20 protein-coding genes are annotated in these 23,858 nt (G+C 70.3%); 8 read left to right on the plus strand and 12 right to left on the minus strand.

Annotated features, from left to right (window positions below):
• Nucleotides 1-6: 6 nt before the first annotated feature.
• The 6 genes from MYMAC_RS19100 to MYMAC_RS19125 are packed head-to-tail and all read right to left on the minus strand — an operon-like array spanning nt 7 to nt 5,063.
• Nucleotides 7-987, minus strand: a complete 981-nt coding sequence (locus tag MYMAC_RS19100; protein WP_095959111.1) for a hypothetical protein — start codon at nt 985-987, stop codon at nt 7-9.
• Nucleotides 988-1,009: 22 nt separating this feature from the next.
• Complete coding sequence (locus tag MYMAC_RS19105; RefSeq protein ID WP_095959112.1) at nt 1,010-1,621, minus strand: L-threonylcarbamoyladenylate synthase; 612 nt, start codon at nt 1,619-1,621, stop codon at nt 1,010-1,012.
• A 53-nt stretch (nt 1,622-1,674) separates the two neighbouring features.
• The gene (locus tag MYMAC_RS19110) at nt 1,675-2,973 is read right to left on the minus strand and encodes a cation:proton antiporter (protein WP_095959113.1); all 1,299 of its coding nucleotides are present in this window, start codon (nt 2,971-2,973) and stop codon (nt 1,675-1,677) included.
• Nucleotides 2,970-4,193 carry a hypothetical protein gene (locus MYMAC_RS19115; protein WP_013940472.1) on the minus strand — a complete coding sequence of 408 codons (1,224 nt, stop codon included), beginning with the start codon at nt 4,191-4,193 and terminating at the stop codon, nt 2,970-2,972. The genes MYMAC_RS19110 and MYMAC_RS19115 overlap by 4 nt, the downstream gene beginning before the upstream one ends.
• Before the next feature lie 32 nt (nt 4,194-4,225).
• Nucleotides 4,226-4,564: a hypothetical protein gene (locus MYMAC_RS19120; RefSeq protein WP_013940473.1), complete on the minus strand. Its 339-nt coding sequence runs from the start codon at nt 4,562-4,564 to the stop codon at nt 4,226-4,228.
• Nucleotides 4,565-4,610: 46 nt separating this feature from the next.
• Nucleotides 4,611-5,063 (minus strand): general stress protein, encoded by a 453-nt coding sequence (locus MYMAC_RS19125; RefSeq protein WP_013940474.1) that lies wholly within the window; start codon nt 5,061-5,063, stop codon nt 4,611-4,613.
• A 320-nt stretch (nt 5,064-5,383) separates the two neighbouring features.
• On the opposite strand from MYMAC_RS19125, the gene MYMAC_RS19130 reads away from it, so the two are divergent.
• Nucleotides 5,384-6,127, plus strand: coding sequence for a TVP38/TMEM64 family protein (locus tag MYMAC_RS19130; RefSeq protein ID WP_095961625.1), 744 nt, complete (start codon nt 5,384-5,386; stop codon nt 6,125-6,127).
• Here MYMAC_RS19130 and MYMAC_RS19135 read toward each other — a convergent pair.
• A complete protein-coding gene (locus tag MYMAC_RS19135) occupies nt 6,124-7,068 on the minus strand; it encodes a patatin-like phospholipase family protein (protein WP_013940476.1) in 945 nt (314 codons plus the stop codon). The two genes, MYMAC_RS19130 and MYMAC_RS19135, sit on opposite strands and share 4 nt — an antisense overlap.
• 187 nt (nt 7,069-7,255) lie before the next feature.
• Here MYMAC_RS19135 and MYMAC_RS19140 point away from each other — a divergent pair, with 187 nt between their 5' ends.
• Nucleotides 7,256-7,879, plus strand: a complete 624-nt coding sequence (locus MYMAC_RS19140) for an SgcJ/EcaC family oxidoreductase (protein WP_095959114.1) — start codon at nt 7,256-7,258, stop codon at nt 7,877-7,879.
• On the opposite strand, the gene MYMAC_RS19145 is transcribed toward MYMAC_RS19140, so the two are convergent.
• The 5 genes from MYMAC_RS19145 to MYMAC_RS19160 form a co-directional block, all read right to left on the minus strand.
• The gene (locus MYMAC_RS19145; protein ID WP_095959115.1) at nt 7,867-9,366 is read right to left on the minus strand and encodes a phosphatase PAP2 family protein; all 1,500 of its coding nucleotides are present in this window, start codon (nt 9,364-9,366) and stop codon (nt 7,867-7,869) included. The two genes, MYMAC_RS19140 and MYMAC_RS19145, sit on opposite strands and share 13 nt — an antisense overlap.
• A complete protein-coding gene (locus tag MYMAC_RS19150; RefSeq protein WP_095959116.1) occupies nt 9,363-10,286 on the minus strand; it encodes a fatty acid desaturase in 924 nt (307 codons plus the stop codon). The genes MYMAC_RS19145 and MYMAC_RS19150 overlap by 4 nt, the downstream gene beginning before the upstream one ends.
• The gene (locus MYMAC_RS19155) at nt 10,273-11,232 is read right to left on the minus strand and encodes a Rieske 2Fe-2S domain-containing protein (protein WP_095959117.1); all 960 of its coding nucleotides are present in this window, start codon (nt 11,230-11,232) and stop codon (nt 10,273-10,275) included. The genes MYMAC_RS19150 and MYMAC_RS19155 overlap by 14 nt, the downstream gene beginning before the upstream one ends.
• A 303-nt stretch (nt 11,233-11,535) precedes the next feature.
• Nucleotides 11,536-12,369: a DUF3226 domain-containing protein gene (locus tag MYMAC_RS36900; RefSeq protein ID WP_157757515.1), complete on the minus strand. Its 834-nt coding sequence runs from the start codon at nt 12,367-12,369 to the stop codon at nt 11,536-11,538.
• On the minus strand, nt 12,366-13,436 hold the full coding sequence (locus MYMAC_RS19160; protein ID WP_095959118.1) for an AAA family ATPase: 1,071 nt from the start codon (nt 13,434-13,436) through the stop codon (nt 12,366-12,368). Before MYMAC_RS19160 ends, MYMAC_RS36900 begins: the two co-directional genes overlap by 4 nt.
• A 351-nt stretch (nt 13,437-13,787) precedes the next feature.
• On the opposite strand from MYMAC_RS19160, the gene fdh reads away from it, so the two are divergent.
• From fdh to MYMAC_RS19195, 6 genes are all read left to right on the plus strand, one after another.
• Complete coding sequence (gene fdh, locus MYMAC_RS19170; protein WP_204816802.1) at nt 13,788-17,060, plus strand: formate dehydrogenase; 3,273 nt, start codon at nt 13,788-13,790, stop codon at nt 17,058-17,060.
• A gap of 3 nt (nt 17,061-17,063) precedes the next feature.
• Nucleotides 17,064-17,861: a 4Fe-4S dicluster domain-containing protein gene (locus MYMAC_RS19175; RefSeq protein WP_095959121.1), complete on the plus strand. Its 798-nt coding sequence runs from the start codon at nt 17,064-17,066 to the stop codon at nt 17,859-17,861.
• The gene (nrfD, locus tag MYMAC_RS19180) at nt 17,858-18,994 is read left to right on the plus strand and encodes an NrfD/PsrC family molybdoenzyme membrane anchor subunit (RefSeq protein ID WP_095959122.1); all 1,137 of its coding nucleotides are present in this window, start codon (nt 17,858-17,860) and stop codon (nt 18,992-18,994) included. Before MYMAC_RS19175 ends, nrfD begins: the two co-directional genes overlap by 4 nt.
• A gap of 202 nt (nt 18,995-19,196) precedes the next feature.
• Entirely contained in the window at nt 19,197-20,855 is a 1,659-nt protein-coding gene (locus MYMAC_RS19185) for a sensor histidine kinase (protein ID WP_095959123.1), read from the plus strand.
• Nucleotides 20,856-21,086: 231 nt separating this feature from the next.
• Nucleotides 21,087-23,417: a hydrogen gas-evolving membrane-bound hydrogenase subunit E gene (gene mbhE, locus MYMAC_RS19190; protein ID WP_095959124.1), complete on the plus strand. Its 2,331-nt coding sequence runs from the start codon at nt 21,087-21,089 to the stop codon at nt 23,415-23,417.
• The gene (locus MYMAC_RS19195; protein ID WP_013940488.1) at nt 23,414-23,857 is read left to right on the plus strand and encodes a Na+/H+ antiporter subunit B; all 444 of its coding nucleotides are present in this window, start codon (nt 23,414-23,416) and stop codon (nt 23,855-23,857) included. Before mbhE ends, MYMAC_RS19195 begins: the two co-directional genes overlap by 4 nt.
• Nucleotide 23,858 lies beyond the last annotated feature (1 nt).

The raw sequence follows: 23,858 nt of genomic DNA on the forward strand, positions 1-23,858 counted from the left end.
AGCGGCTCACCGCCGGGGCTCCCCCGCCCCCTCCGGCACCGCGGACTCCAGCGCCTGCACCACCCACGGCCAGCCCACCACGATGTTCCCCGGGGAGCGCAGGCAGGCATCCGCCACCGCCAGCACCTCCGCCGGCCTCGAGCGCACCGCCAGCGCCAGGTGCCGCCCCAGGAAGGGGTGCGGCAGGTAGCTGAGGTTGTGGTGGCGCACCGGCACCCAGCCCAGCGTGGGCCGTCCCGTCCAGCGCTCCACCGCATACGCCACCGCCGACGCCAGCACCTCCAGCGCGTACAGCGGCAGCCGGAACGCGCTCACCAGGAACGCCACCAGCGCGCTGGCCGCCACCGCCCCGGCATAGGACACGTTGGTCGTCCCGCTCCAGACCGCCATCGGCGTCAGGCTGGTCAGGATGGCCGCCAGTTGGACCCACACCACGGTGGGCCCCCGGCCAATGGCAATGCCGCTGATGCTCCCGCAGGCCAGCCCGGCGACCCCGCCGAGACAAAGCCCCACCATCATGCCCGCCGCCCCCCCCAGGTCCGGCCCGAAGGCGTTCGCGGCCGTGGCGTGCAGCCCCAGCAGCGTGGCCAGGCTGGCCAGGGAGCCCAGCAGGACGCCCGCCGCCAGCCCCAGCGTCTGCGCCAGCACCAGCCCCACCGCCGAGCAGCACAGCGCCGACAGCACCCAGCCCCGCTCCAGCGGCAGGCCCGCGCTCAACAGCGCCAGGCCCAGCAGCTCCGTCACCACCGGCGCCCAGACGAGCAGCAACAGCAACATGCGCCGGAGGTAGACGCTGGTCGCCTTGTGCCCCTCGGCGGCGTGGCCGTTCAATGTCGCCAGACGAGCGCCCGGCAGGGCGATGCCCGCGCTCCGCAGCCGGTAGTGCAGGTCCACCGGCCGGAACAGCAACAACAGTAACAATCGCAGCAGCCCTGGAACCTGCTCCGGTCCATCCACGGAGCTCGGCCGTGTTCCCCCCTGTGCCAAGAAATCCCCCTATTCTCGGGTTCTAGTCCTCCAGCCTACCCTTCCCTTGCCGGAGGATTTCAAGTGAATCGCCGATGAGTGAAATCACGGTCGACGGTTCATTGAGCGTCACCCCCCCGTCAAGGATGAGCTCCAGACCGTGTCCCAGCTCGGCCTTGATATCCTTTGCGTCCGTGAGGGGCTCACCCTCGGTGTTGGTGGCGGAGGTCGTCACCAGGGGGCGGCCCAGGGCGCGGGCCAGCTCCCGGACGAGCGCCGAGTCAGGCACCCGGATGCCCACCTGCTTCTGCTTGGACATCATCAAATCCGGCACCAGGCGCGTGGCCTCCAGGATGAAGGTGAACGCACCCGGAGTGAGGCTCTTCATGGTCCGGTACGCGAAGTTGCTCACGTGCGCGTAGCGGGCCACGTCCGACAGGTCCGGACAGAGGAAGGACAGCGGCTTCTTCTTGTCGCGGCCCTTGAGCTGATAGAGCCGCTCGATGCCCTTCTTGGAGCTCAAATCACAGCCGAGCCCGAAGTAGGTATCCGTCGGGTAGGCCAGCAGGCCGCCGCGCTCCAGCACCTCCACCGCGCGCTGGATGTGGCGGGGTGAGGGGTGCTCCATGTCCACCTCGAGGATGGGTGCGGCCATGATGTCCTCCGTGCCTCCCGTGACTGCTGCTGTCGGCTCTGATGCCTGAGAGCCTATGCCGTTCCCTGCGCGTCCTCCGAGCGGATCTCACCCGAGGCGGCCAGGGCCTTGCGCGTGAGGACCGGCCCCACCAGCTCGTGGGCGGTGATCATCGCGACGATGAGCACCTCCACCTGGGGACCGAAGGTGGGAAACGTCCTCGACACCAGGGCCGCCAACCCGAAGGTGACACCGGCCTGGGAGATGAGCCCCATCCACAGGTAGCGCTTGAGCCGCGGGTCGTCCGCGGGCGCGAAGCGGCGGCAGGAGAACCAGATGGCCGCGCCTCGCAGCGCCACCAGCAGCAGCGCCGCCGGGCCCACGGACACCAGGGTGTCCAGCTTCAGGCCCGCGCCCGCCGCGGCGAAGAAGAGCGCGAACACCGGCAGGCCCGCCTGCTGGATGGCGTTGTGGATGCGCTCGCCGGCGTGCTCGTCCAGGTTGGCGATGAGCGCCCCGGCCGCCAGCGACACCAGCAGCGGGGACAGGTGCAGGCGCGTGCCCCCTTCCGCCGCCGCGAAGCACAGCCCCACCAGGAACAGCGGCAGCTCCTGCTTCACGCCGCGCATGTAGATGAGCATCCCCACGGCCAGCACCAGGCCCACCACCACCGAGCCGAACAGCTCCCACCCCACCCCGCCCAGCAGCCCCGGCACGTCCAGCCCGCCGCCGAAGCTCGCCTTCGTCACGCCCGCGGCCAGCGCGAAGGCTACCATCACGAACAGGTCGCCGATGATGACCAGCGCCATCAGGAACTCCGTGAAGGCGCCTCGCGCGCTCGTCTCCTGGACGATGGCGATGGTGACGGTGGGAGAGAAGGACACCACCACCGTGGACATCAACGCGCTGACCGCCAGGGCCTGCGGCACCGTCATGGCCGTCAGGAAGGGCAACACCGGCTTGAGCGCGAAGGTGGCCCCGAAGCACACCAGGAAGGTGAAGCCGCACACGGCCGCGCACAGCAGGGCCACGCGCGCGCCCACGCGGCGGATGAGCCCCAGGCGCAGCTCCGTGCCGGCCACCAGCGCGATGAGGCTCACCGCCAGCCCCTTCACCAGCTCCAGCCCCTTCACGCCCGCGTTCGGGATGAAGCCCAGCGCGTGGGGCCCCACCGCCACGCCCACCAGCAGGTAGCCCGTGAGGCGCGGCAGGCCCATCCCCTTGGCCACCTTGCCCGCGAACAGGCCACACAGCAGCAGCGCGCCCGCGGCCAGAATCACCGGCGTCCCGGAGTCCGCCCGGAGCACCTGCGCCCGGCTGATGATGGCCAGCAGCACCATCAGCAGCAGCAACCGGATGACGCTCCCGTTCATGCCGCCACCTTGTCCCCATCCGAGGAGGAGGGCGTCAGGGCCCCGCGGGGCGGCTCCATCACGTGCTGGAAGGCCTGGCCCGCCAGCAGCTCGTTCACCACCGCGCCCATCACCACCACGTCCAGCACCCGCCGCGCCAGCACGCCAGGGACGAGCATCCCGTACTCCGCCACCAGGCACAGCGCGAGCCCGCCCTGGGCGATCAGCGCGTAGCCCAGCCGGGGCGGCAGCACGAGCGTCTGCTGCACCAGCCGGCTCGCGAGCCGGCCCCCCGCCATCTTCCCCAGGAAGCGCAGGCCCACGTAGGCCGGCATCAGCGCCCAGGCCCAGTAGTCCCGCGCGTGCACCGCGCACCCCACCAGGAACACCAGCACCAGGAAGACGGGCCGCTCCACCCGGCCCAGGGCGCGCGCCACCCGCTCCGAGGTCCGCCCGCCCACCACCGCCAGCGTCGCGCCGCACGCCACCCCCGCGAGCAGCGGCGACACGCGCAGGTACGCCGCCGCGCCGCCCACCAGCGCCACGCCGCCCAGCGTCACCGTGGTCAGCTCCGCCAGGTCCTTCAACCCATGGGTGAGGAACGCCAGCAGCGCGCCGCACATGACGCCCAGCAGCAAGGCCAGACAGACCAGGCCCAGCCCCTCGCCCACGTTGTCGGCCGAGCCAATCATCAACGCCAGCGCCAGCACGCCCAGGCCCACCGCGTCATCCAGCATGGTCAGCAGCGCCACGCCCAGGCCGCGCGCCCGATCCAGCCGCCCCGCGCGCCACGCGAGCACGGCCGAGTGCCCCGACGACAGGCTGGCCGCCGCCCCCAGCATGGCCGCCGCGCCCACCGCGCCGAGCACGCCGCGCCCGGACGTGAAGAGGAGCGGCACTAGCAACGGCAGGGCCACGAAGAAGAAGGCCGTGCCCGAGTGTGCCATGGCCGACAGGTAGACGGGCCGAGGCAACAGGCGCAGCAGCCGGGGCTCCAGGTTGAGGCCCAGCAGCACGCCCGCGGTGCCCAGGCCCAGCGCCATCACCGGACGCAAGGCCTCCACGTTCCGCTCGGTGAGCACCCCGGCCACCGAAGGCCCCAGGAGGATGCCGAGCAGGACGAAGAGAAAGCCGCTGGCCGCCAGCCTCGCCAGGGCCGGGAAGCGCCCCGGATCCAGCGCGCGGCTGGAGGCGAGCAGCGACAGCGCCGCGATGGAAAGAAAGACGAGCAGCGCTTGCACAGGCCGTGATTACACCGGCGGGGCACTCCCCGTCACGACCGGCGATGCGTGGGCGCGGAAATCACTGGCATGGCGACCAGGCGTCCCATGGGGGGATCGTCCGCATCCATCTCCAGTTGCACCCGCTGGACCAGCCGCTCCATCTCCTCCGCCGGGACGCCCGGCAGCAGGCTCAAGAGAATGACGCGGTCGTCATCCGCGCCCAACGCCAGGCTGCGGAGCCCCGCGAACACGGGCACCTCGGCGGACAACGCGGCGGCCGCGCTCCGAGCCCGCACCACCAACGGCTCCGGGATGCCGAACTCCCGGAGCCGGCGGATGGCCCGCTCGGTTCCTTCCAACTGTTCGAGGAACGTGATGACCAGGTACACGCGGCCGTCTTAGTCGGTCCGCGAGCCTGACGCCACGCTCTCCGCGCTACTCGTTCTGGCCCGGCCCCGCCGGCTCCCCGGAAGACGGTGTGGACGGCGCCGCCCCCTCCTGGGTGGGAGCACCTGCCGCGCCTTCCTGGGTGGCCATGGCGGCACGCGCCGCGCGCTTGCCCTCTTCGATGAGCTTCTTCACCTTCTGCCCACCCTTGCGGCCAATCTCCTCGTAGAAGTTCGGCCCGCGGGTGGCCTTCACCCGGTCGCCGCCCTTCTTGCCAATCTCCTCGTAGAACTTGGCGCCGCGCTCGGCCTTGACCGTCTCGCCGCCTTTTCGGCCAATCTCCTCGTAGAAGGAACGACCGCGCTCGGCCTTCACCGTCGCGCCGCCCTTGCGGCCAATGGTCTCGTAGAACTCGCGACCGCGCTCGTTCCGGACCGTCTCTCCACCCTTCCGACCCGCTTCAGCCACCGTCATGCTGCCCTTGTTGTCCTTGTCCGACATTTCGCCATCTCCTCTCGTGACTGCCCCAGCCCTCGCCTTGGTGCCCCTTGCCTGAAACCTTGGGACGGAAGCGCCCCGATGCAAGCAAGCTCCGTACACCGCCAGCCGTTCACGCCGCTTCCGCCACACGAAAACACCAATGATTTCGCGCACTTCGCAACGCCTGCCGAGCTTTCGGACCGGGCAGCGGGCTGCCCGGCCGGATGCTTTCATGTTGGAAACACCCCACTGCGCATTGCGGATTCCCGAAACCACCTTCACTTTCAGGCCCACGGCGCGGCGGAAGTGGGGCCGCGGGGAGGAACGGCGTGGCGCAGTCGATGAAGACCTGGCTCCGGGTGTTGGCCCCGATGCTCGCTTCCGTGGGGGGCCTCGTGGCGCTCCGGCTGCTCGGGCCGGACTTCGTTGATCAGCAACGCCTTGCAGGCTGGTTGGAGCCCCTGGGGAAGTGGGCGCCTATTGCATACATCGGCTTCCTTGCCATCCGGCCCGTGACGCTGCTTCCGGGTCAGCTCCTCACCGCCGTGGGCGGGATGATGTTCGGCACGCTCGCAGCGACCCTCTATTCACTAACAGGTAGCTTGCTGTCGGGCCTGCTGCTTTTCGCTGGGGCGCGCAGGCTGGGCACGGGGCTGATGAAGCGCCTGGCGGGCAGTAAGTACCCCGCATTGGTGCGGGCGGCGAAGAAGCATGACTTCCTCTTCGCCTTCACCGCCTGCATCAACCCGCTGTGTCCCACGGACGTGATGCTCGCGGCGGCCGCGGCGAGCGGCGCGAGGATGGTGCCCACGCTGGCGGGCGTCATCCTGGGCACCATCCCGGGGACCTTCCTCACCGCGCAGCTCGGCAGTGGCCTGGCCCAGGGCCGCACGGTGATGACCTCGGTCTCCGCCGTGGGCCTGGTGGTGTCGCTGGTGCTGGGCGTCTTCATCGGCCGGCGCTTCTACAAGGAGCTCAACGGGGACGTCCCGGAGCCCCACGAGGAGCCGCCAACGCCCGCACCGCAGGCGCCGCGCCCGCTGGCGCCGCGGGACGCCCCCAAGCCCGTGGCCTACCAGCCCTAGGCGTGCATGGGCGGCTCCGGGAACAGCTCCACCCGCCGCTGCACCCGCTCGCCGGGGCCCACCCCGGTGGGCAGGGAGACGGCCCGGGCCACCTCCTCGCCGTGCCGCAGCCGCATCCGGATCACCTCCGGCGCGAAGTCCAGCATGTCCCCCATGGGGCGTGCGGGCTCGATGACGGTGATGCGGCAATACCGGTAGGGCACCCCGTCCGGGCGCTTCACGGTGAGGCCCGCTTCATAGGCCTGGCGGACGATGTCGTTGATGCGCACGAAGGCCTCCACGTCATTGAGCAGGATTTCGTTGAGGGTGATGTCGGCGAGGCTGCGCGTGGCCACCTCCAACAGGTTGGCTGGCGGCTTCACCCGCTCGATGCGCGACGGTGAGCAGCCGATGACGACGAGCTCCGTCGGGCCGAACTCCAGCGCGTCCCCCAGGGGCGTGGCGTTGCGCAGGCCTCCATCGACCAGGGCCGAGGCGCCCACCGGCTCCCAGAGGATGGGCAGCGTCGCGCTCTGCCAGACGGCGTCCAGGAAGTCCCTCGAGTCGCTGGGCACCAGCTCGTAGTTGCCGGACACCAGGGACACGCGCCCCACGTGCGCGGGCACCCGGAAGCGGTGGCCGGCGACGTGCCGCTGGATCAGCTCCCGCATGGGGGTGTTGTCGTAGAGCCCCAGCTTGCGGAACAGGCCCACGCGCAGGGCGACCAGCGGCCAGGGCAGCTTCCGGTACAGGTCCGTCTCGCGGAGGTTCAGCCAGATGTCGTTCAGCGCCCGGTAGGCGTGCTGGGCCAGCAGCGCGGCGTTCAGGGCGCCCACCGACACGCCGAAGATGCGCTCCCAGCGGAAGCCGTGGACCTCGCGGAGGACGCGCTCGGCGCCGACGTGAAAGGCTCCCTTGGCGCCACCGCCGGACAGAACGAGCGTTGCGGGACGATCCTTCATGGCACGCCTCCTGGGATGGGAACTGGCGAAGATGGATAGGCGCGTGCCAGCGCGGCTGGAATCGCCCCGGGGCGTGGGCCCCTGTCCACCGGCCCTCGGCGCCCCGGGGCCCCCCGGGCGGCAACTTCCGTGCACCCGCGGCCCCAAGGCTCTCTAGGATGGGCGGATTCCCTCCTCTGGAGCCTCGATGATCCGCTTGCCTGGCTGTTGTGTGGTGGCGCTGCTGTTCGCGTTCAGTCCGTCCGCGGTCCTGGCCGAGCCCTCCTCCGCCGACGCGGCCACCCATGACGCCTTGCGTGTCCTCAAGCAGGAGATGCAGGACGCGCTCAACGCCCAGGACCTCGACCGGCTGCTGAGCCACCTGCACCCGGACGTCTCCTTCACCACCATGAACAACGACGTGCGCGTGGGGAAGGACGCCATCCGCGCGTACTACGAGGAGATGATGCGCGGCCCCCACCGCATCGTGGACCGCGTCCAGGCGAACTTCGAGGTGGACGACCTCACCCGCCTGTACGGCGACACCGGCGTCGCGCGGGGCTCGTCCAGAGACCACTACGTCCTCACGGACGGCACGGACATCGTCATCGACGGCCGGTGGACCTGCACCCTGGTCCGGGAGGGCGACCGTTGGTTGATCGCCGCGTTCCACTACTCCACCAACGTCTTCGACAATCCCCTCCTCACGCGGGTGAAGCACCTGGCGCTGGCGGGCGTGACGGTCATCGGCCTGGGCGCGCTCCTGGCGGGCGCCGTCATCGGCCGGCGGCTCCGGCGCAGGTCCGCCGGGCCGGCCCCTCACGCCCCCTGAAGCCGGCCCGCGGTCGTAGCCCTCAGGAAGGGATGACGCCCGGGCAGGCGCCGGCGCCAGAAGGACTCGATGGAGCGCTGGAACAGGCGCAGCAGGGGCAGCCCCGGGCGGCCCTCCAGCGCCGCGAGCTGCCGGGCCGATTCGTCCAGCAAGGCCCTTGCCCGGCCGTACTCCGCCACCATCCACGCGCGGCCCGCCTCCGACCCCAGCAGCGCGTCGATGCGCGTGGGGTCCGCGCCTTCCCCCCGGGCCGCCGCCGCGACGGCCGCAGGCACGTTGTAGAGCCCCTGGGCCAGGTCCTCCCGGAGGTCCCGCATCACCGAGCACCAGGCGAACGCTTCAATCAGCGCGGGCGCGTCCTTGGCGCGGACCTCCGCCCTGGCGACTTGAAGCATCAGGTCCACGGACAGCCGGAAGGTGTCCCGCTGCTGCGCGCGAAGCGCCTCCTCGTCCCACCACTGCGCTGACTTCACCCGCTCCCGGTCCTTGCGCATGGTCCGCACGAGCGCGAAGACCTGGGCGCGGGCCGCCTCGTCGTCCAGCCGCTCCAGCAACACGCGCCCCAGGGAGACGGCCGCTCCGCTGCCCTCCCCTCGCCCGGACTCGAGCTCCACCAGGAGCGCGTCCACCCAGTCGAGCGGCTCACCCTCCACCGCGCGGTCTCCGTCCAGCACGTCGTCCACGAGCTGGAGGAAACAGAAGCCCACGCGGGCCACCTGGGCCTGGCGCCACCACCGGCTGAGCGCGTAGCGGTACAGCACCAGGGCAATCAGTCCGTAGCGCAGGTGACGGCGCGCGAAGCGGTATGACTCCCGGGCGCACAGCGCCTCCACCCGAAGGGCCTCCAGGAAGGACGCGCGGCGCGCCCAGGGGGCCACCCACCGCCACGTGCCCCAGGCCAGCAGCGCGCCCGCCACGACGTCCACCAGGTGGTGCTCATGGATGAGCAGCGTGGACGCCGCGATGGCCAGCGCCCACAGGGCGAACACGGCGCGCCCCAGCGCCCCCGCCCGCTCCGCGTAGGCCAGGGCCGCCATGCACGCGAAGGCCACGTGGAGGGATGGAAGGTAGTTGCGCTCCAGGTTCATCGTGTCTGCGAGCTGGAACACGTCCGCCCAGGCGCCCTCCACGACGCGCGGAGGCCACGCCACCTCCACCGGCAGCAGCAGGAAGCACACGGCGGCGAGCGCCGTCTCCGCGCAGAGCGCCAACGCGAAGGGCACCATGTCGCGCCACGTCCGGAAGATGAACAGCGACAGCAGGAGCAGCACGTCCATGCTGACGTAGACGAGCGCCCAGGACGGCATGAACGGGATGTGGCGCTCGAAGGGCAGTTCCACCCGGAGGCCGCCTGGATAGAAGCCCGTGAGCCAGCTCGCGCCGCCGTAGATGGCCAGGAAGAACAGCGCGAAGCCCATGGCCATCGCCGCCGTACGCGGCAGCTCGTCCTTCCGGGGCCAGCCGAACAACGCGGGACGCGGGCTCATCGTTCCTCGGGGGTGGCGGGCAGCGGCCGGGGCCCTCGCCACATGGACAGCCAGATGCGCAGGAAGGAGGGCCGCGTCACGTCCGGGTCCACGTAGCGGCCCAGGTACAGCCAGGGCACGTGCGGGTGCCGGTGATGGGCGCGGTGGTAATGGTAGTTGAGGAACACCCAGCGCACCGGCGCGGCCACCCGCAGGTCCCACGCGCCGTCGCGGACGTGAAGCGGCGACCAGGCGTGGTCCGCGTACTGGAGCGCGCTCCAATTGATGGCGAAGGCGGCGTAGCAGAGGCACCACCCCACCAGGGACAGCTCCAACGCCACCGCGAGGCCGGCTTGAATACACGCGGCCAACACCACCTCCGCGCGAATAGCGGCCCCCGGCACCGACTCCAGGCGCCCGAGATAGGCGTCGGCGCCCGTCTGCTCGCCATACCGCGTCCCCGTGCCGCGCAGCCGGTGCAGCAGCCCGGGGACGAGCGCGAAGGCCACGGCCCCCACGGGGACGAACAGCCAGTAGATCCCGCTGAGAATGGCGTACCACTGCGCCCGCTTGAGGAAGCGGTTGTCCCCGGGACGGAAGTAGTCGAACTGCTCCAGGTGGGTCCGGTTGTGGCGGTGGTGGTTCAGGTGGAAGGCGCGCTGCATGGTGAAGGACGTGGGGAAGAACGCCGCCGCCACACGGCCGAGCGCGTCGTTCACCCGCCGCCGGGGATGCAGCACCCCGTGCGTGGCCTCGTGCAGCAGCGAGAACACGGTGTTGTTCACGAAGGAGAAGACCCCCGCCGCCAGCACCTTCACGCCGAACCGCTCCGCGTGTGACGCCAGCCACAGACTGCTCGCGCAGGCCGCCATGGCGCAGACCAGGAGCACGGCGTTGAGCGCGGCCGGAATCGGCGTCTCCCGCCCCTCACCCGCGCTCATCTTCGGGCGCCTCCGGCAGGCTGGCGGTGAAGTCGAGCACCTGGCGCAACACCGGATCCTCCGCCGCCCCCGCCATGTTGAAGCGCATGCCGTCGAGCACCGACAGGTCGCGCCGCAGGAAGGACGTGAACAACCACCGCGACACCTGGAGCGCCAGCCAGTCCACGCCGGGGAGCCGGCTGCGGCGGGCGGCGTAGGCCAGCCGCACGGACACGCCGTCGCGCGTCGGGTGGAGGCCGGCGAGCAACGCGCTGCGGGTCCGCCCCAGGTCACTCTCCACCGACAGCAGCGTGCCCCCGTGCAGCGTGAGGGTGACGCCAATGTGATTGCCGGACAGCGACTTCATGACCCGGTCACTGAGGCCCCGCCCCGTGACGCGGGACGTGTACCGCACGCGCAGGGTGAACGGATCCGGGCGCTCCACCACGGGCGCGTCCCGCAGCTCCCGGTGATGCACCGTGCGCAGGTGCTCCAGGTCGAAGGCGTTGGCCACCACGGGCAGCCAGTCGCACTGGACGGTGAAGGGAGCCGACGTGCCCCAGCGCATATCCCCGGTGCCCACCTCGGGCGGAGGAAAGAGCACCACCGGGCCGTTGAAGACGAGGATGGCGCCGTACCGCTCCACCACCGGGAACGCCCGCTGCGCCGTCTTCCCAGGGCAGGCGCCGCGGCCATCGAACCGCCAGTGGTGCAGCGGGCACTGCAGGGAATCCCCCACCACGGTGCCACCGCCCAGGTGCGCGCCCATGTGGGGACAGTGCGCGGCGAGCGCGTGGACTCCGCCGCTCCGTCCCCGGAAGAGCACCAGCTCCCGCGCGCCCGTGCTCCAGTGGAGCACCTGCCCGGGCCGCAGCGCTCGCGAGGGCCCCACGACGTGCCACGCGCGGAGGCGTCCCAGTTCGGAAAAACGGACTTGATCCTCGTGCGCGGCGATCTTCACCAGCATGGTGGAAACCTACTCTGTGCCGCGCCGAATTGTTGAGGCACCAAATGGGTCGAGAGCAGGCTGGGCGCTTTCAACCGGTCATCGAAACGGCCCGGGCGACCGCCTTCGGAAGTTGGGCAATGCGCGAGCCACGGGTAATGCAGCATCCGGAGTAACGTCAGCGCCTGCTCGGTTCGAGATCCGACGTCGAACCATGGGAACCATCGGCTCTGTCCGAGAAGCGTCTCCCGCATCCATCGAGAAAACAACGGCAGCGCGGCGGAGCGCTGCACCTCAATGAGCATGCCTCCCTGTGCCGACGGGTCAAGGACCCGTCAAGTCAATGGGTGGAAGCGGCGTGGTGGTGGCGTGAGGCGCCGTCGTGAGGGCAGACAGGAACTCCACGAGAGCAGCTATTCGCGGGAGAACGACAGTACTACTCGCGATCCATCGATTGTCTTCGATGGTGGCCTGGACAGGCCGACCAGGCTTCAGGATGGCGCTCATCGCCGCCACCACCGCTTTGTGCCGGCCAGCGGGCGCAGACAGGTCCTTGAGTTCCCCAGACATGAACTCCGGCGCCGCGCGATCGAGGCCATCTACGAACTGCTCCGAATGCGTTCGCAATTTCGGATATGCGACCGCCGCACACTCAAGCAGGAGGTCTTCCAGCGTCCCGGGCAGTCCTCCTCCAGGAAGGACGAACACTCCCGTTCGCGGCTGCCCCGCGACGCCCCCCATCACCGCAGGGCGCGGATACCCATTGGCAGCGATTGAATCCGCCATTCTCGTGAACCGCTGCTGCGGCGTTTCCTGGGAATCGGCATCAAGCACGACTCCCACTGCATCCAAATTCACGCCGTCGAGCGCCAACGCTTTCCGGTGCGTCTCCAGTTTTCTGGCCAGTTCACTGATGCCTTGGGAGTTTACGACGGCAACAGTGGTTCCACTGGATGGGGCACGGTAGAAAATTGGAGCGGGTACAGCGGGTCGAAGCGACCCGTCATGAGGCCACTTTGTGGGGAGGATGCGCTTCCAAACAGGGTCCAACCCTGCTTCCCTGGAGACGTGCTCAAGCCCCAGCGAAAGCTTCAGCAGCCTGGCCAGAAATGCGACGTCATGCACACCTTCGGTCAGCAGGTAGATGCGGTTGCTCATCGGATGTCGAGCCCTTCATCACGCAAGCTGCGCAGTCCATCCAGGTCGTAGCGGAGACATGCATGGCCGCCTTCCGATCGCCGAAGGTGATAGGTGATGACCTCATCTGAAGGAGCGCTTACGAAGGCCCCTAGGGACGCATCCACCGCTTCCAAGCTATGGGTCGTCGCGACAATCTGCACTTTCGCTTCTCCCGCCGCCCGCACAAGCCAGGGCAGGACAGAGTCCAGTGCGCGCGCGTGGATCGCGGATTCGATTTCGTCCACGAGCAAGATGCCACCGCTCGCCCGGGAGAGTGCAACGCTCATCGCGAACGCCCTCCGCATGCCATCGCCGAAAGTCGCGAGATCGACAACGCCTCGTCTTTCATGGACCACACGAATCGCGTCGCGCCCAAACGGGCGACTGATCAAGACATCGCTGACGTGCGGGTCGAACATCCTCAGTAGCTCGACGGCCTTGCCTTTCGTGCCCTCGTCGATCACGTGGCTGAGATGGGTGATGAGCTGCGCCGTGGACCGATGCGTCATGGGTGTGACGACGAATACACGGAACAGCGCGACCCCATGTGGGATGGGCAGGCGCCGAGGCGTTGAGCCGAAATCCAGTTCATGCTTCATGGGCGTCGCGTCGCCAGCGCTCACCTCCATCTGGAGGCGGACCACGACATCGCTTCGAGGATCTGGACTTGCCCGGTCGCTGTCCGCCCACCGCTGCTCGATAAACGCAAGTGCCTCAGCGCGGAGTTGTCTGGACTGCCCCTCGAACCGCGCCTGGATGGAGATGGGTCTTGACTCTTCGCTTTCGCCCTCAAGCGTGAGCGCAGTACTCCCAGGGAAAAGAGCCCAGAGCCCATCCACGAGAGGACCGGAGGCGTCCCGGTTCGTAACTGTCTGAATCCACTGCCCCGGATCCACGGGCCGAGCGACCAACCCGATTGCCTCCAGAACGGAGGTTTTCCCCGCGTTGTTACCACCCACGAGCAGGTTCATTCGGCCGAGACGCTCAAGCCGCACATCCCGCAGTGAGCGGTACGTGCCGACACACAGTTCTTCGAGGCTCGCCATGTGGCTCCATGTACCAGCGACCGCCGGTAGCAGTCATCGCGAATCAGCGCCACGCGCCGGGACCCGTCCTTCTACCCGCTTCCGCGTTCCACCGGAAAGTTAACGGCCTGGTCAACCAAGTCCGAACGCGCTCTTCGCCTGCGTCCATCTTCAACGAAATGGCGCGAATCCACTGAGCCTCGCCACGGCCCCTCCTCGTCGGGCATGGACCACGCTCGCTGGAGGACACGGCCGGCCCTGGAGCGTCACCAGCGGGACATGCCAGTCGAAGGTCCCTTCGTCGCCCCCACCGTCAGCGCCCGGAGTCCCCATCTTCCCCAGGCAGACCGTGCATCACCCGGGAGGTGCGGGATGGGACTCTTCGACTGGCTCGGCCAATGGCCCCTGCTGCGGCAACTCAAGGCCGGGGACGCCCTGGCGCTGGGTGAGAGCGCGATGTCGGAGCGCAGCCGCACCCTGGCGCCGCGCACGGCCCGGGCCGACCGCGTCGTGAAGTCCGTCTGTCCCTACTGCGCCGTGGGCTGCGGTCAGGACGTCCACGTCCAGGACGGGCGCATCCTGGACATCGAAGGGGACGCGGACTCGCCGGTGTCGCGCGGGCGCCTGTGTCCCAAGGGCTCGGCCACCTTCCAGCTCGTCACCGGCACCCACCGCGTGAAGGACGTGCTGTACCGGCGGCCGGGCGGCACGGCCTGGGAGCGCATCCCGCTGGAGCAGGCCATGGACATGGTGGCCGACCGCGTGAAGCAGACCCGCGACGCCACCTGGGAGGCCACCGACGCCCACGGCCACGACGTCCGGCGCACGCTGGGCATCGCCCACCTGGGCGGCGCCACGCTGGACAACGAGGAGAACTACCTCATCAAGAAGCTCTTCACCGCGCTGGGCATCGTGCAGGTGGAGAACCAGGCTCGAATATGACACTCCTCCACGGTGCCCGGTCTGGGCATCACGCTCGGGCGTGGCGGGGCCACGACCTTCCAGCAGGACCTGGCGAACGCTGACTGCATCGTCATCCAGGGCTCCAACATGGCCGAGTGCCACCCCGTGGGCTTCCAGTGGGTCATGGAGGCGAAGCAACGGGGCGCCACCGTCATCCATGTGGATCCGCGCTTCACGCGCACCAGCGCGATGGCGGACCTGCACGTCCCGCTGCGCGCCGGTTCGGACATCGCGTTCCTGGGCGGCCTCATCCGCTACGTGCTGGAGAACGAGCGCTACTTCCGCGAGTACGTCGTCCACTACACCAACGCCGCCAACATCCTGCGGGAGGACTACCAGGACGCGGAGGACCTGGACGGCCTCTTCAGCGGCTACCAGCGCGAGCGCAACGAATATGACTCCGCCACCTGGCAGTACGAAGGGGCGACGGGCGCCATCCCCGCCGCGGGCCACAAGGAGGTCTTCGCCACGGCCGGCGCCGGCGCGCGCGGGGAGACGGGCGCCCTGCCGCCCTTCGAGGCCCCCAGGGACCTCACGCTCCAGCATCCCCGCTGCGTCTTCCAGGTGCTGCGCCGCCACTACCAGCGCTACACCCCGGCCATCGTCGCCAAGGTGTGCGGCGTCCCCGAGGCGCAGTTCCTCCAGGTGGCGGAGGCGCTGTGCGCCAACTCCGGCCGCGAGCGCACCAGCGCCTTCTGCTACGCGGTGGGATGGACGCAGCACTCCGTGGGCGTGCAGTACATCCGCACGGCGACCATCCTCCAGCTCCTGCTGGGCAACATCGGGCGGCCCGGGGGCGGCATCCTCGCCCTGCGGGGGCACGCCTCCATCCAGGGCTCCACGGACATCCCCACCCTGTTCAACCTGCTGCCCGGCTACATCCCCATGCCGTACTGCGAGCACTCGGGCGTGCTCGACGAGTACATCTCCGACCACCAGTCCAAGACGGGGTGGTGGCACCACTTCCCGAAGTACATCGTCTCCCTGCTCAAGGCCTGGTTCGGCGACGCGGCGACGGCGGAGAACCACTACCGCTTCAGCCACCTGCCCCGCCTCACCGGCAACCACTCGCACATGCAGACGGTGGCGGACATGGTGGATGGCCGGGTGAAGGGCTACTTCGTCATGGGGGAGAACCCGGCGGTGGGCTCCATGAACGGCGCGCTCCAGCGGGAGGGGCTGCGCCAGCTCGACTGGCTGGTGGTCCGCGACCTCACGCTCATTGAAACCGCCGAGTTCTGGCGCACCGCCCCGGAAATCCAGCGCGGCGACGTGACGACGGAGGACATCCGCACGGAGGTCTTCTTCTTCCCCGCCGCCGCGCACACGGAGAAGGACGGCTCGTTCACCAACACGCAGCGGATGCTCCAGTGGCACCACAAGGCGGTGGAGCCACCGGGGGACGCGCGCAGCGAGCTCCACTTCATGTACCACCTGGGCCGCCGGCTGAAGGCGCGCTACGCCGCTTCGCGCGAGGAGAAGGACCGGCCCCTCCAGGACCTCACGTGGGACTACCCCACCGTCGGCCGCGACAACGAGCCGGACGCGGAGGCCGTGCTCCACGAAATCAACGGCTACCGCGTGGCGGACGGCGCACCCGTGAGCGGCTTCGCGGAGCTGAAGGACGATGGCTCCACGGCCTGCGGCTGTTGGATCTACTCCGGCTGCCGCGCCGACGGCGTCAACCAGACCGCGCGGCGCAAGCCGGGGCGCGAGCAGACCTGGGTGGCGCCGGAGTGGGCCTGGGCCTGGCCGGCCAACCGCCGCATCCTCTACAACCGCGCCTCGGCGGACCCGGAGGGCCGGCCCTGGAGCGCCCGCAAGAAGTACGTGTGGTGGGACGCGGCCAGCGCGCGGTGGACCGGCGAGGACGTGCCGGACTTCATCGTGGACCGGCCACCGGGCTACCGGCCGACGCCGGAGGCCCGGGGCATGGACGCGCATTCGGGCACCGACCCGTTCCTGATGCTGGCGGACGGCCGGGCCTGGCTCTTCGCGCCCAGCGGCCTGATGGATGGGCCCCTGCCCACGCACTACGAGCCCATGGAGTCGCCCGTGCGCAACGCGCTCTACGGCCAGCAGTGCAACCCGGCGCGGCGGGAGTGGCGCCGGCGCGGCAACCCGTACCACCGCGCCTGGGATGACCCACGCTTCCCCTTCGTGCTCACCACCTACCGCCTCACGGAGCACCACACGGCGGGAGGCATGAGCCGCTGGCTGTCCTGGCTCAGTGAGCTGCAACCCGAACCGTTCTGCGAAGTCTCCCCCGAGCTGGCCCGCGAGCGGGGCCTGACGAACGGCGGCTGGGCGACGCTGCGCACGGCGCGGGGGGACCTGGAGTGCCGGGTGCTCGTCACCCAGCGCATCCCGACGCTGAAGCTCAACGGGACGTGGGTGCACCAGGTCGGCATTCCGTATCACTGGGGCGTGACGGGCCGCCTGCGGGCGGACGGCGCCAACGAGCTCACCCCCTTCGTGGCGGACCCCAACGTGGAGATTCAGGAGTCCAAGGCGCTCACCTGCGACATCGTCGCGGGACGGCAGGCCACCCGCGCTCGCGCCGCCACCGGGGCCACGCAGCCCGCGCTCCCTCCGGGACTGCCCCGGCTGCACCGCGACAGCCCCTTCCTGGGGGACGTCTCGCACGCCACGACGCAGGAGCCGGAGACGGAGGACGCATAGGCCATGGGACAGAAGGGCTTCTTCACCGACACCACGGTCTGCATCGGCTGCAAGGCCTGCGAGGTCGCGTGCAAGCAATGGAACCAGTTGCCCGACGACGGCTTCCACTTCACCGGCATGTCCTATGACAACACGGGGGCGCTGGGCGCGTCGACGTGGCGCCACGTCGCCTTCGTCGAGCGGCCGGTGCCCCTGCCCGGCGTGTCCACGGCCATCGCGGACTTCTCGTGGCTGATGCTGTCGGACGTCTGCAAGCACTGCCAGCGCGCGGCGTGCCTGGAGGCCTGTCCCACCGGCGCCATCATCCGCACCGAGTTCGACACCGTCTACGTGCAGCCCGACGTGTGCAACGGCTGCGGCTACTGCGTGGCGGCCTGCCCCTTCGGCGTCGTGGCGCGCCGCGAGGACGATGGCCGGGCCTGGAAGTGCACGCTCTGCTACGACCGGCTGGGGGAAGGCCTGACGCCCGCGTGCGCCAAGGCGTGCCCCACCGAGTCCATTGTCTATGGCGACCTGGAGGCCCTGCACGCGCGCGCCGAGGCCCGCGTCCAGAGCCTGCACGCGCGGGGGCTGAAGGACGCGTACCTGTACGGGAAGGACGCGGCGAACCAGCCAGGGACGGGGGGCCTCAACGCCTTCTTCCTGCTGGTGGACCGGCCGGAGGTCTACAACCTGCCGCCCGACCCCGTGGTGCCCACGATGAAGGCGAAGGAGTCCTGGACGGCCGTGGCGCTGGGCGCGCTGGGCATGGCCGCTGTGGCGCTGGGCGCGGTGTGGCTCGGCGAGGAGGCACGCCGATGAGCTCGCCGCACGAGCCCACGGCGTCGCTGCTGGACCAGCTCCAGCGCCGGGCCGATGGACGCAACGTGGACCCCACCCTGGGGGTGCTCACGGGTGAAGGGGCGCAGCAGCGCGTGAAGACGCTGGAGCGCGCGCCGGGCATCCGCCCTTCCCTCGCGGCGTCACCGGCGTCGCCGAGCTACCACGGCCTGCCCGTCATCAAGGAGCCGGTGTGGATCGCCGCGATCCCCACGTACCTCTACGTGGGCGGCGTGGCGGGCGCGACGAGCGTCCTCGGGCTCGCGGTGGAGCTGGCGGGGGGACGCCGCCTGCGCCAGCTCGCCCGGCGCTGCCTCTGGGTGGGCACCGCGGGCGACCTGGTGAGCGCGGGGCTGCTCACCTACGACCTGGGCCGGCCTGCGCGCTTCCTCAACATGCTGCGCGTCTTCCGTCCGACGTCGCCCATGAGCATCGGCTCGTGGGTGCTGGCGGGCTCGGGCGGGCTCAACACCCTGGCGCTCCTGCTGAGCCACCGGCGCGGCGTGCCGGGCAAAGTGGGCCGGGCGGCGGGGGCCGGGGCCGCCGTGCTGGGGCTGCCGTTGTCGGGGTACACGGCGGTGCTGCTCACCAACACCGCCGTCCCGCTGTGGCAGTCCATGCACCGCACCCTGCCCCTGTTCTTCATGGCCTCGGCGACGGCGGCGGCGGGGAGCCTGCTCTCCCTGCTGCCCCATGCACGCCACGAAGCCCGCGTGCTGCGCGCTTTCGGCCTGGCGGGCAAGGTGGCGTCACTGGCCGCCGGGCTCGCGGTGGAGCGGGACGCGGAGCGCGTCACGGAGGTGGCCCGGCCGCTGCGGGAGGGCGTGTCGGGCGCGCTGTGGCGGACGTCGAAGGCCTGCGCCGTGGCCGGGCTGGTGCTGGACCTGCTGCCCCGGCGTCGTCGATGGGCGCGGGTGGCGGCGGACGTGCTGACCACGGTGGGCGCGGTGTCGGCCCGCTTCGCCCTCTTCGAAGGCGGCAAGGCCTCCGCGCGCAATCCGCAGGCGACCTTCCAGGCGCAGCGTCGGGGGCTCGGCGCGGCGGAGGCCATCGCGAACCACACCCTCGCCTCCGATGGCCGGCCGTTGAGCTTCCCGCTCCGGGTGCTGCGCTAGCGTTTCCTCCAGGGAATGGCATGGAGCAGGCACCCGCCCGCCTCCCCGACCTGCGGCCAGGAGCCAGACGCGACCGAACGTTTTCTTCCAGGCGCAAGCCCGGGGCGTCCCTGGCGGGTTGATACATCGAGCCTGCCACGTCGAGCGCCCTCTCATGCGGGACGTGCCTGGCGATGTCCAGCTTCCCAAATGGGGTATCGCGATGGCGAGCGTTGCGGGTGTCATCCGCCGGCATCAGGACGAAATCATCCGGCGTTGGACCGAGGAGGCGTCCCGCGCCGCCTCCGCCCGGGGGCTGGACGGGCCCGAGTTCAAGAACGTCATGCCCACCTACCTGGCCTCGCTCGCCGACGAGGAAGGGGCACCTGGCACGCTGGCCAGCGTCCGGCAGGCGCACGTCGAGAGCCATGTGGCCGCCCGCCTCCGGCAGGGCTTCAACGTGGCGGAGGTCATCGAGGAGTTCGCCATCCTGGGGCGGTGCATCACCAGCATGTGGTTGAACGCTCCGACTGAAGCCCGTCCCAGCGCCCTTGACGTCGAGCGGCTCTTCACCGGCCTGCATGCCGCTTCAACCGTCGTGACGGAGCGCTTCAGCCGGCACCTGAACGAGGATGAGCAGACGGAAAAGCGCTACATGCGGCTCCTCCAGAAGGTGACCAGCGAGGCCATCCTGGAGGAGGAGCCGACGTCCCTGCGTGACCTCTTGAAGGAAATCCTCGCGTTGCTCATCGAGGCCATGGGGGCGCAGAGCGCGGCCGTGCTCCTGTATGAAGCCGAGGGAGAAAAGCTCGTAACGGCGGCCGCGGCGGGACTGGCGAGCGAGCACCTGGAGCAGCACGCGACCTCGATGCGCCCCTGCTCCCTTCTCCGAAAGGTTGGCGCGGGGGGCGAGGAGACCCGCTCGGTCTCGGATGAGGCGACGGCGCCGCTCGAGGTGAGCCCCACGCTTCGCCAGCACGGGTTGAACACGCTGTTCGGCGTCCGGCTCCCCCTTCACCGCGCGCTGGTGGGCTTCGTCTACGTCGGCCTCGCCGAGGTCCGGGACTTCACCGCCCGGGAGAAGGAGCGACTCCTGTCGCTGGGACAACAACTGATTGTCCACCTGGACAACGCCAAGCTGTACGCGGAACTACGAGAGAAGATTGAGGCATTGCAGGCCGAACGCGCGCTCCGCGAGCGCTTCGTGTCCGTCCTCGCCCATGACCTTCGCGGGCCGCTGTCGGCGGCGAAGTCAGGGGCCCAGCTCCTCATGCGGCACCCCGAGCGTCTGGACCAGCGACGTAACCTGGCGCTGCGCATCGATCAGAACATCGAGCGCACCGACCAGATGGTGCGGGACCTGCTCGACGCGAACCGCATCCGGGCAGGCCAGCGGCTCCCGCTTCGACTCGATACGTGTGACCTGGGCATCATCGCGCGGGAGGTTTTTGAAGAGCTGACGGCGCTTCATGGCGAGCGCTTCATTCTCCTGGCGGAGGAGCGCGTCCGGGGAATCTGGAGCGCGGAGGAGCTCCGCCGCGCCCTCTGGAACCTGGGCAGCAACGCCCTCAAGTACGGCTCCCCCACGGAGCCCATCACCTTCACCGTCAAGCGGGACGGCGACCGGGCGCGAGCGTCCGTCCACAACTTCTGCTCCGTCATCGCGCCCGAGGATCAGGAGCGGATCTTCAAGCCCTTCTCCCGGACGCAGTCCGCGCACGCGGGCCCCGCCGCGGGCTGGGGGCTCGGACTGACGCTCGTCTGGGGGTGTGCGCAAGCCCACGGAGGCAGGGTCACGCTCCAGAGTGACGAAGCGACTGGGACGACCTTCACCCTGGAGCTGCCGCCAGACGCCCGGCCGTTCCAGCCGCATACGCCCTGAGCGGGAGCGCGTCCACGGGGCAGGACTTGCCGCCACCCCGGGGCGGCGTCGAGCGGGTGGATGGCGCAGGGCCACCACCGCCCGCGACGCGGCTTCCAGCCGCCCGTCCAGCGGCCGGGGCGGCGCGCGGGCACTGGTGGACACTTCCCGCCAGGGCGGGACACGGGAATGTCCACCACTGGCCCCCTCGCGCTGCGTGCAAGGAAGAAGCCTGGAGGTGGCACTCGGGCAATGGCCTGCTGGGCCGCGCCCATGGCCCTGTGCATCGCCTTCTTCGTTCCGTTCATCGCCGCGGCGCTGGCCGTGCTGATCACCCGGCTGTCCCAGTCCTGGGCCGGTTGGGTGCTCGCCCTGTTCCCGGCGGGGCTGGCGGTGTGGTTCGGCGCGCAGGTGCCCGCCGTGGTCGGAGGCGGGGTGCCCGCGGTGAGCGTGCCGTGGATGCCGGACCTGGGCATCGACTTCGCGCTGCGGCTGGACGGGCTGGCCCTGCTGATGGCCCTGCTCATCACCGGCCTGGGCACGCTGGTGGTCATCTACGCGGGGCGCTACCTGGTCCACCATGAGGTGCTGGGCCGCTTCTATGGCTGGCTGCTGCTCTTCATGGGCGGGATGCTGGGCCTCGTCCTCGCCGACAACACGCTGCTGCTCTTCGTGTGCTGGGAGGTGACGACGTTCAGCTCGTTCATCCTCATCGGCTTCGAGCACAAGGAGGACGCCGCCCGCGAGTCCGCGCAGCGGGCGCTGCTCATCACCGCCCTGGGCGGACAGTCCCTGCTGGTGGGGCTGCTGCTGATGGGGGACGTGCTGGGCACGCTGTCCATCTCCGCCACCCTCGCCGCCGCGGACACCCTGAAGGGCAGCCCGCGCTACCTGGCCATCCTGCTGCTGGTGCTGGGCGGCGCCTTCACCAAGTCCGCGCAGATGCCGTTCCACACCTGGCTCCCCGGCGCCATGACGGCGCCCACGCCGGTGAGCGCGTACCTGCACTCCGCCACCATGGTGAAGGCCGGCGTGTTCCTGCTCGCGCGGATGGCGCCGGCGTTGGGGGGGACGCCGGCCTGGGAGACGATCCTGACCGGGGTCGGCGCCGTGACGATGGTGCTGGGCGCCCTGCTGGCGCTGGGCCACACCGACCTCAAGCTGGTGCTGGCCTACGCGACGGTGAGCGTCCTGGGCGCGCTGGTGATGCTGCTCGGGCAGGGCACCGCGGTGGCCATCCAGGCCATGGTGACGTTCCTCACCGCGCACGCGCTCTACAAGGGCACGCTGTTCCTCGTGGCCGGCTCGGTGGACCACGAGACGGGCACGCGGGACGTGACGCACCTGGGAGGCCTGCGCAAGCACCTGCCGCTCACCGCCGCCGCGGCCGCCGTGGCCGCCCTGTCCATGATGGGCATCCCCCCGCTCTTCGGCTTCGTGGGCAAGGAGCTCATCTACGAGGCCTGCCTGAAGGGCCCGGGAGGCTGGCCCCTGGCGCTGGGCGCGATGGTGGGCTTTGGCGGCATGGTGGCCGCGGCGCTGCGCGTGGGCGTGCAGCCCTTCGCGGGCAAGACGTTCCGCGCCGGCAAGCCCGAGTCCGAGGTCCACGAGGCGCCCCCGTCCATGTGGCTGGGGCCCGCGCTGCTGGCCACCACGGGGCTGGCGCTGGGCCTGGTGCCCTGGGCCATCCAGCCCCTGCTGGCCATCGCGGCGGCGGACATTGGCGGCGGCCAGGCGGCGGGCCTGAAGCTGACGCTGTGGCACGGCCTGACGCCCGCGCTGGGCCTGAGCGCGGGGAGCCTGCTGTTGGGCGGCGGCCTCTTCGCGGCGCGCGAGCCCGTGTTGAAGGGGCTGCGGGCGATGAACCTCTCCAGCCACGGCCCGGAGCGCTTCTACCAGGCGTCCCTGAGCGGCCTGCTGAAGCTGTCCTCGTCCATGACGCGGGTGCTCCAGAACGGCTCGCTGCACCAGTACATCGTCGTCACCATGGCCACCTTCGGCGGGCTGCTGGCGCTCGCGGTGGTCCTGCGGCTGCGGGAATGGCCCCGGGGCGTGGCCATGGACGTGCTGCCCTATGAGGTGGTCGTCCTGGTGGGCATCCTGGTATCGGCGGTGCTGGCCGTGGTGTCGCGCTCGGCGCTGTCCTCCATCATGGCGCTGGGGGCGCTGGGGCTGGCGGAGGCGCTGCTGTACGTGTTCTTCGGCGCGCCGGACCTGGCCATGACGCAGGTCGTGGTGCAGACGCTCACCGTCATCCTGTTCGCGCTCGTCTTCGCGCGCTTCCCCGTCAACCCCCACCAGCACCGCTTCCGCTGGTGGACCGCGGCGCTGCCCCTGGCGGTGGGCGGGCTCATCACCTGGATATTGCTCCACGTCGCCTCGGGGCCCTCGCACCGGCGGCTGGCGGATTTCTATGCGTCGCGAAGCGTGCCCGGTGGGCAGGGGCTGAACATCGTCAACGTCATCCTCGTGGACTTCCGGGCGCTGGACACCCTGGGGGAGACCACCGTGCTGGCGACGTCGGGACTGGGTGTCTATCTCCTGTTCCGCACGCGCTCGCAGCGAAAGAAGAGGCAGGCATGAACCCCGTGGTGATGCACACCGTGGCGCGGATGATGACGCCGGTGCTGCTGCTCTTGTCCCTGGTGCTGGCCGCGCGCGGCCATGACATCCCCGGTGGAGGCTTCGTCGGGGGCCTGATGGCGGCGACCGCGTTCGCGCTGCAGATGGTGGCCTTCGGCCGGCCAGCCGCGCGCAGACAGCTGCGGGTGCACCCCACCCGGCTGGCGGCGGCGGGGCTCCTGCTCACGCTGGCCAGCGGCCTCCCCGCGATGCTGGAGGGCCGCGCCTTCCTCTCCGGCCTCTGGGCCCGCGTGCCCCTGCCCTGGACGGACGGCCTGAAGGTGGGCACGCCCCAGCTCTTCGACGTGGGCGTCTACCTGGCCGTCCTGGGCACGGCGATGTCCTTCATCCTGGGCATGGCCCGGGGCGAGGACACCACCGCGCTGGAGCCGAGGAGCTAGG

The sequence above is a fragment of the Corallococcus macrosporus DSM 14697 genome (assembly GCF_002305895.1).
Taxonomy (GTDB): Bacteria; Myxococcota; Myxococcia; order Myxococcales; family Myxococcaceae; genus Myxococcus; species Myxococcus macrosporus.

Coding starts and splice junctions, on each gene's coding strand:
- MYMAC_RS19105 (WP_095959112.1), bottom strand. CDS start 1,621: ATGGCCGCACCCATCCTCGAGGTGGACATGGAGCACCCCTCACCCCGC.
- MYMAC_RS19110 (WP_095959113.1), bottom strand. CDS start 2,973: ATGAACGGGAGCGTCATCCGGTTGCTGCTGCTGATGGTGCTGCTGGCC.
- MYMAC_RS19125 (WP_013940474.1), bottom strand. CDS start 5,063: ATGTCGGACAAGGACAACAAGGGCAGCATGACGGTGGCTGAAGCGGGT.
- MYMAC_RS19130 (WP_095961625.1), top strand. CDS start 5,384: ATGAAGACCTGGCTCCGGGTGTTGGCCCCGATGCTCGCTTCCGTGGGG.
- MYMAC_RS19135 (WP_013940476.1), bottom strand. CDS start 7,068: ATGAAGGATCGTCCCGCAACGCTCGTTCTGTCCGGCGGTGGCGCCAAG.
- MYMAC_RS19140 (WP_095959114.1), top strand. CDS start 7,256: ATGATCCGCTTGCCTGGCTGTTGTGTGGTGGCGCTGCTGTTCGCGTTC.
- MYMAC_RS19145 (WP_095959115.1), bottom strand. CDS start 9,366: ATGAGCCCGCGTCCCGCGTTGTTCGGCTGGCCCCGGAAGGACGAGCTG.
- MYMAC_RS19150 (WP_095959116.1), bottom strand. CDS start 10,286: ATGAGCGCGGGTGAGGGGCGGGAGACGCCGATTCCGGCCGCGCTCAAC.
- MYMAC_RS19155 (WP_095959117.1), bottom strand. CDS start 11,232: ATGCTGGTGAAGATCGCCGCGCACGAGGATCAAGTCCGTTTTTCCGAA.
- MYMAC_RS36900 (WP_157757515.1), bottom strand. CDS start 12,369: ATGAGCAACCGCATCTACCTGCTGACCGAAGGTGTGCATGACGTCGCA.
- MYMAC_RS19160 (WP_095959118.1), bottom strand. CDS start 13,436: ATGGCGAGCCTCGAAGAACTGTGTGTCGGCACGTACCGCTCACTGCGG.
- MYMAC_RS19175 (WP_095959121.1), top strand. CDS start 17,064: ATGGGACAGAAGGGCTTCTTCACCGACACCACGGTCTGCATCGGCTGC.
- nrfD (WP_095959122.1), top strand. CDS start 17,858: ATGAGCTCGCCGCACGAGCCCACGGCGTCGCTGCTGGACCAGCTCCAG.
- MYMAC_RS19185 (WP_095959123.1), top strand. CDS start 19,197: ATGGCGAGCGTTGCGGGTGTCATCCGCCGGCATCAGGACGAAATCATC.
- mbhE (WP_095959124.1), top strand. CDS start 21,087: ATGGCCTGCTGGGCCGCGCCCATGGCCCTGTGCATCGCCTTCTTCGTT.
- MYMAC_RS19195 (WP_013940488.1), top strand. CDS start 23,414: ATGAACCCCGTGGTGATGCACACCGTGGCGCGGATGATGACGCCGGTG.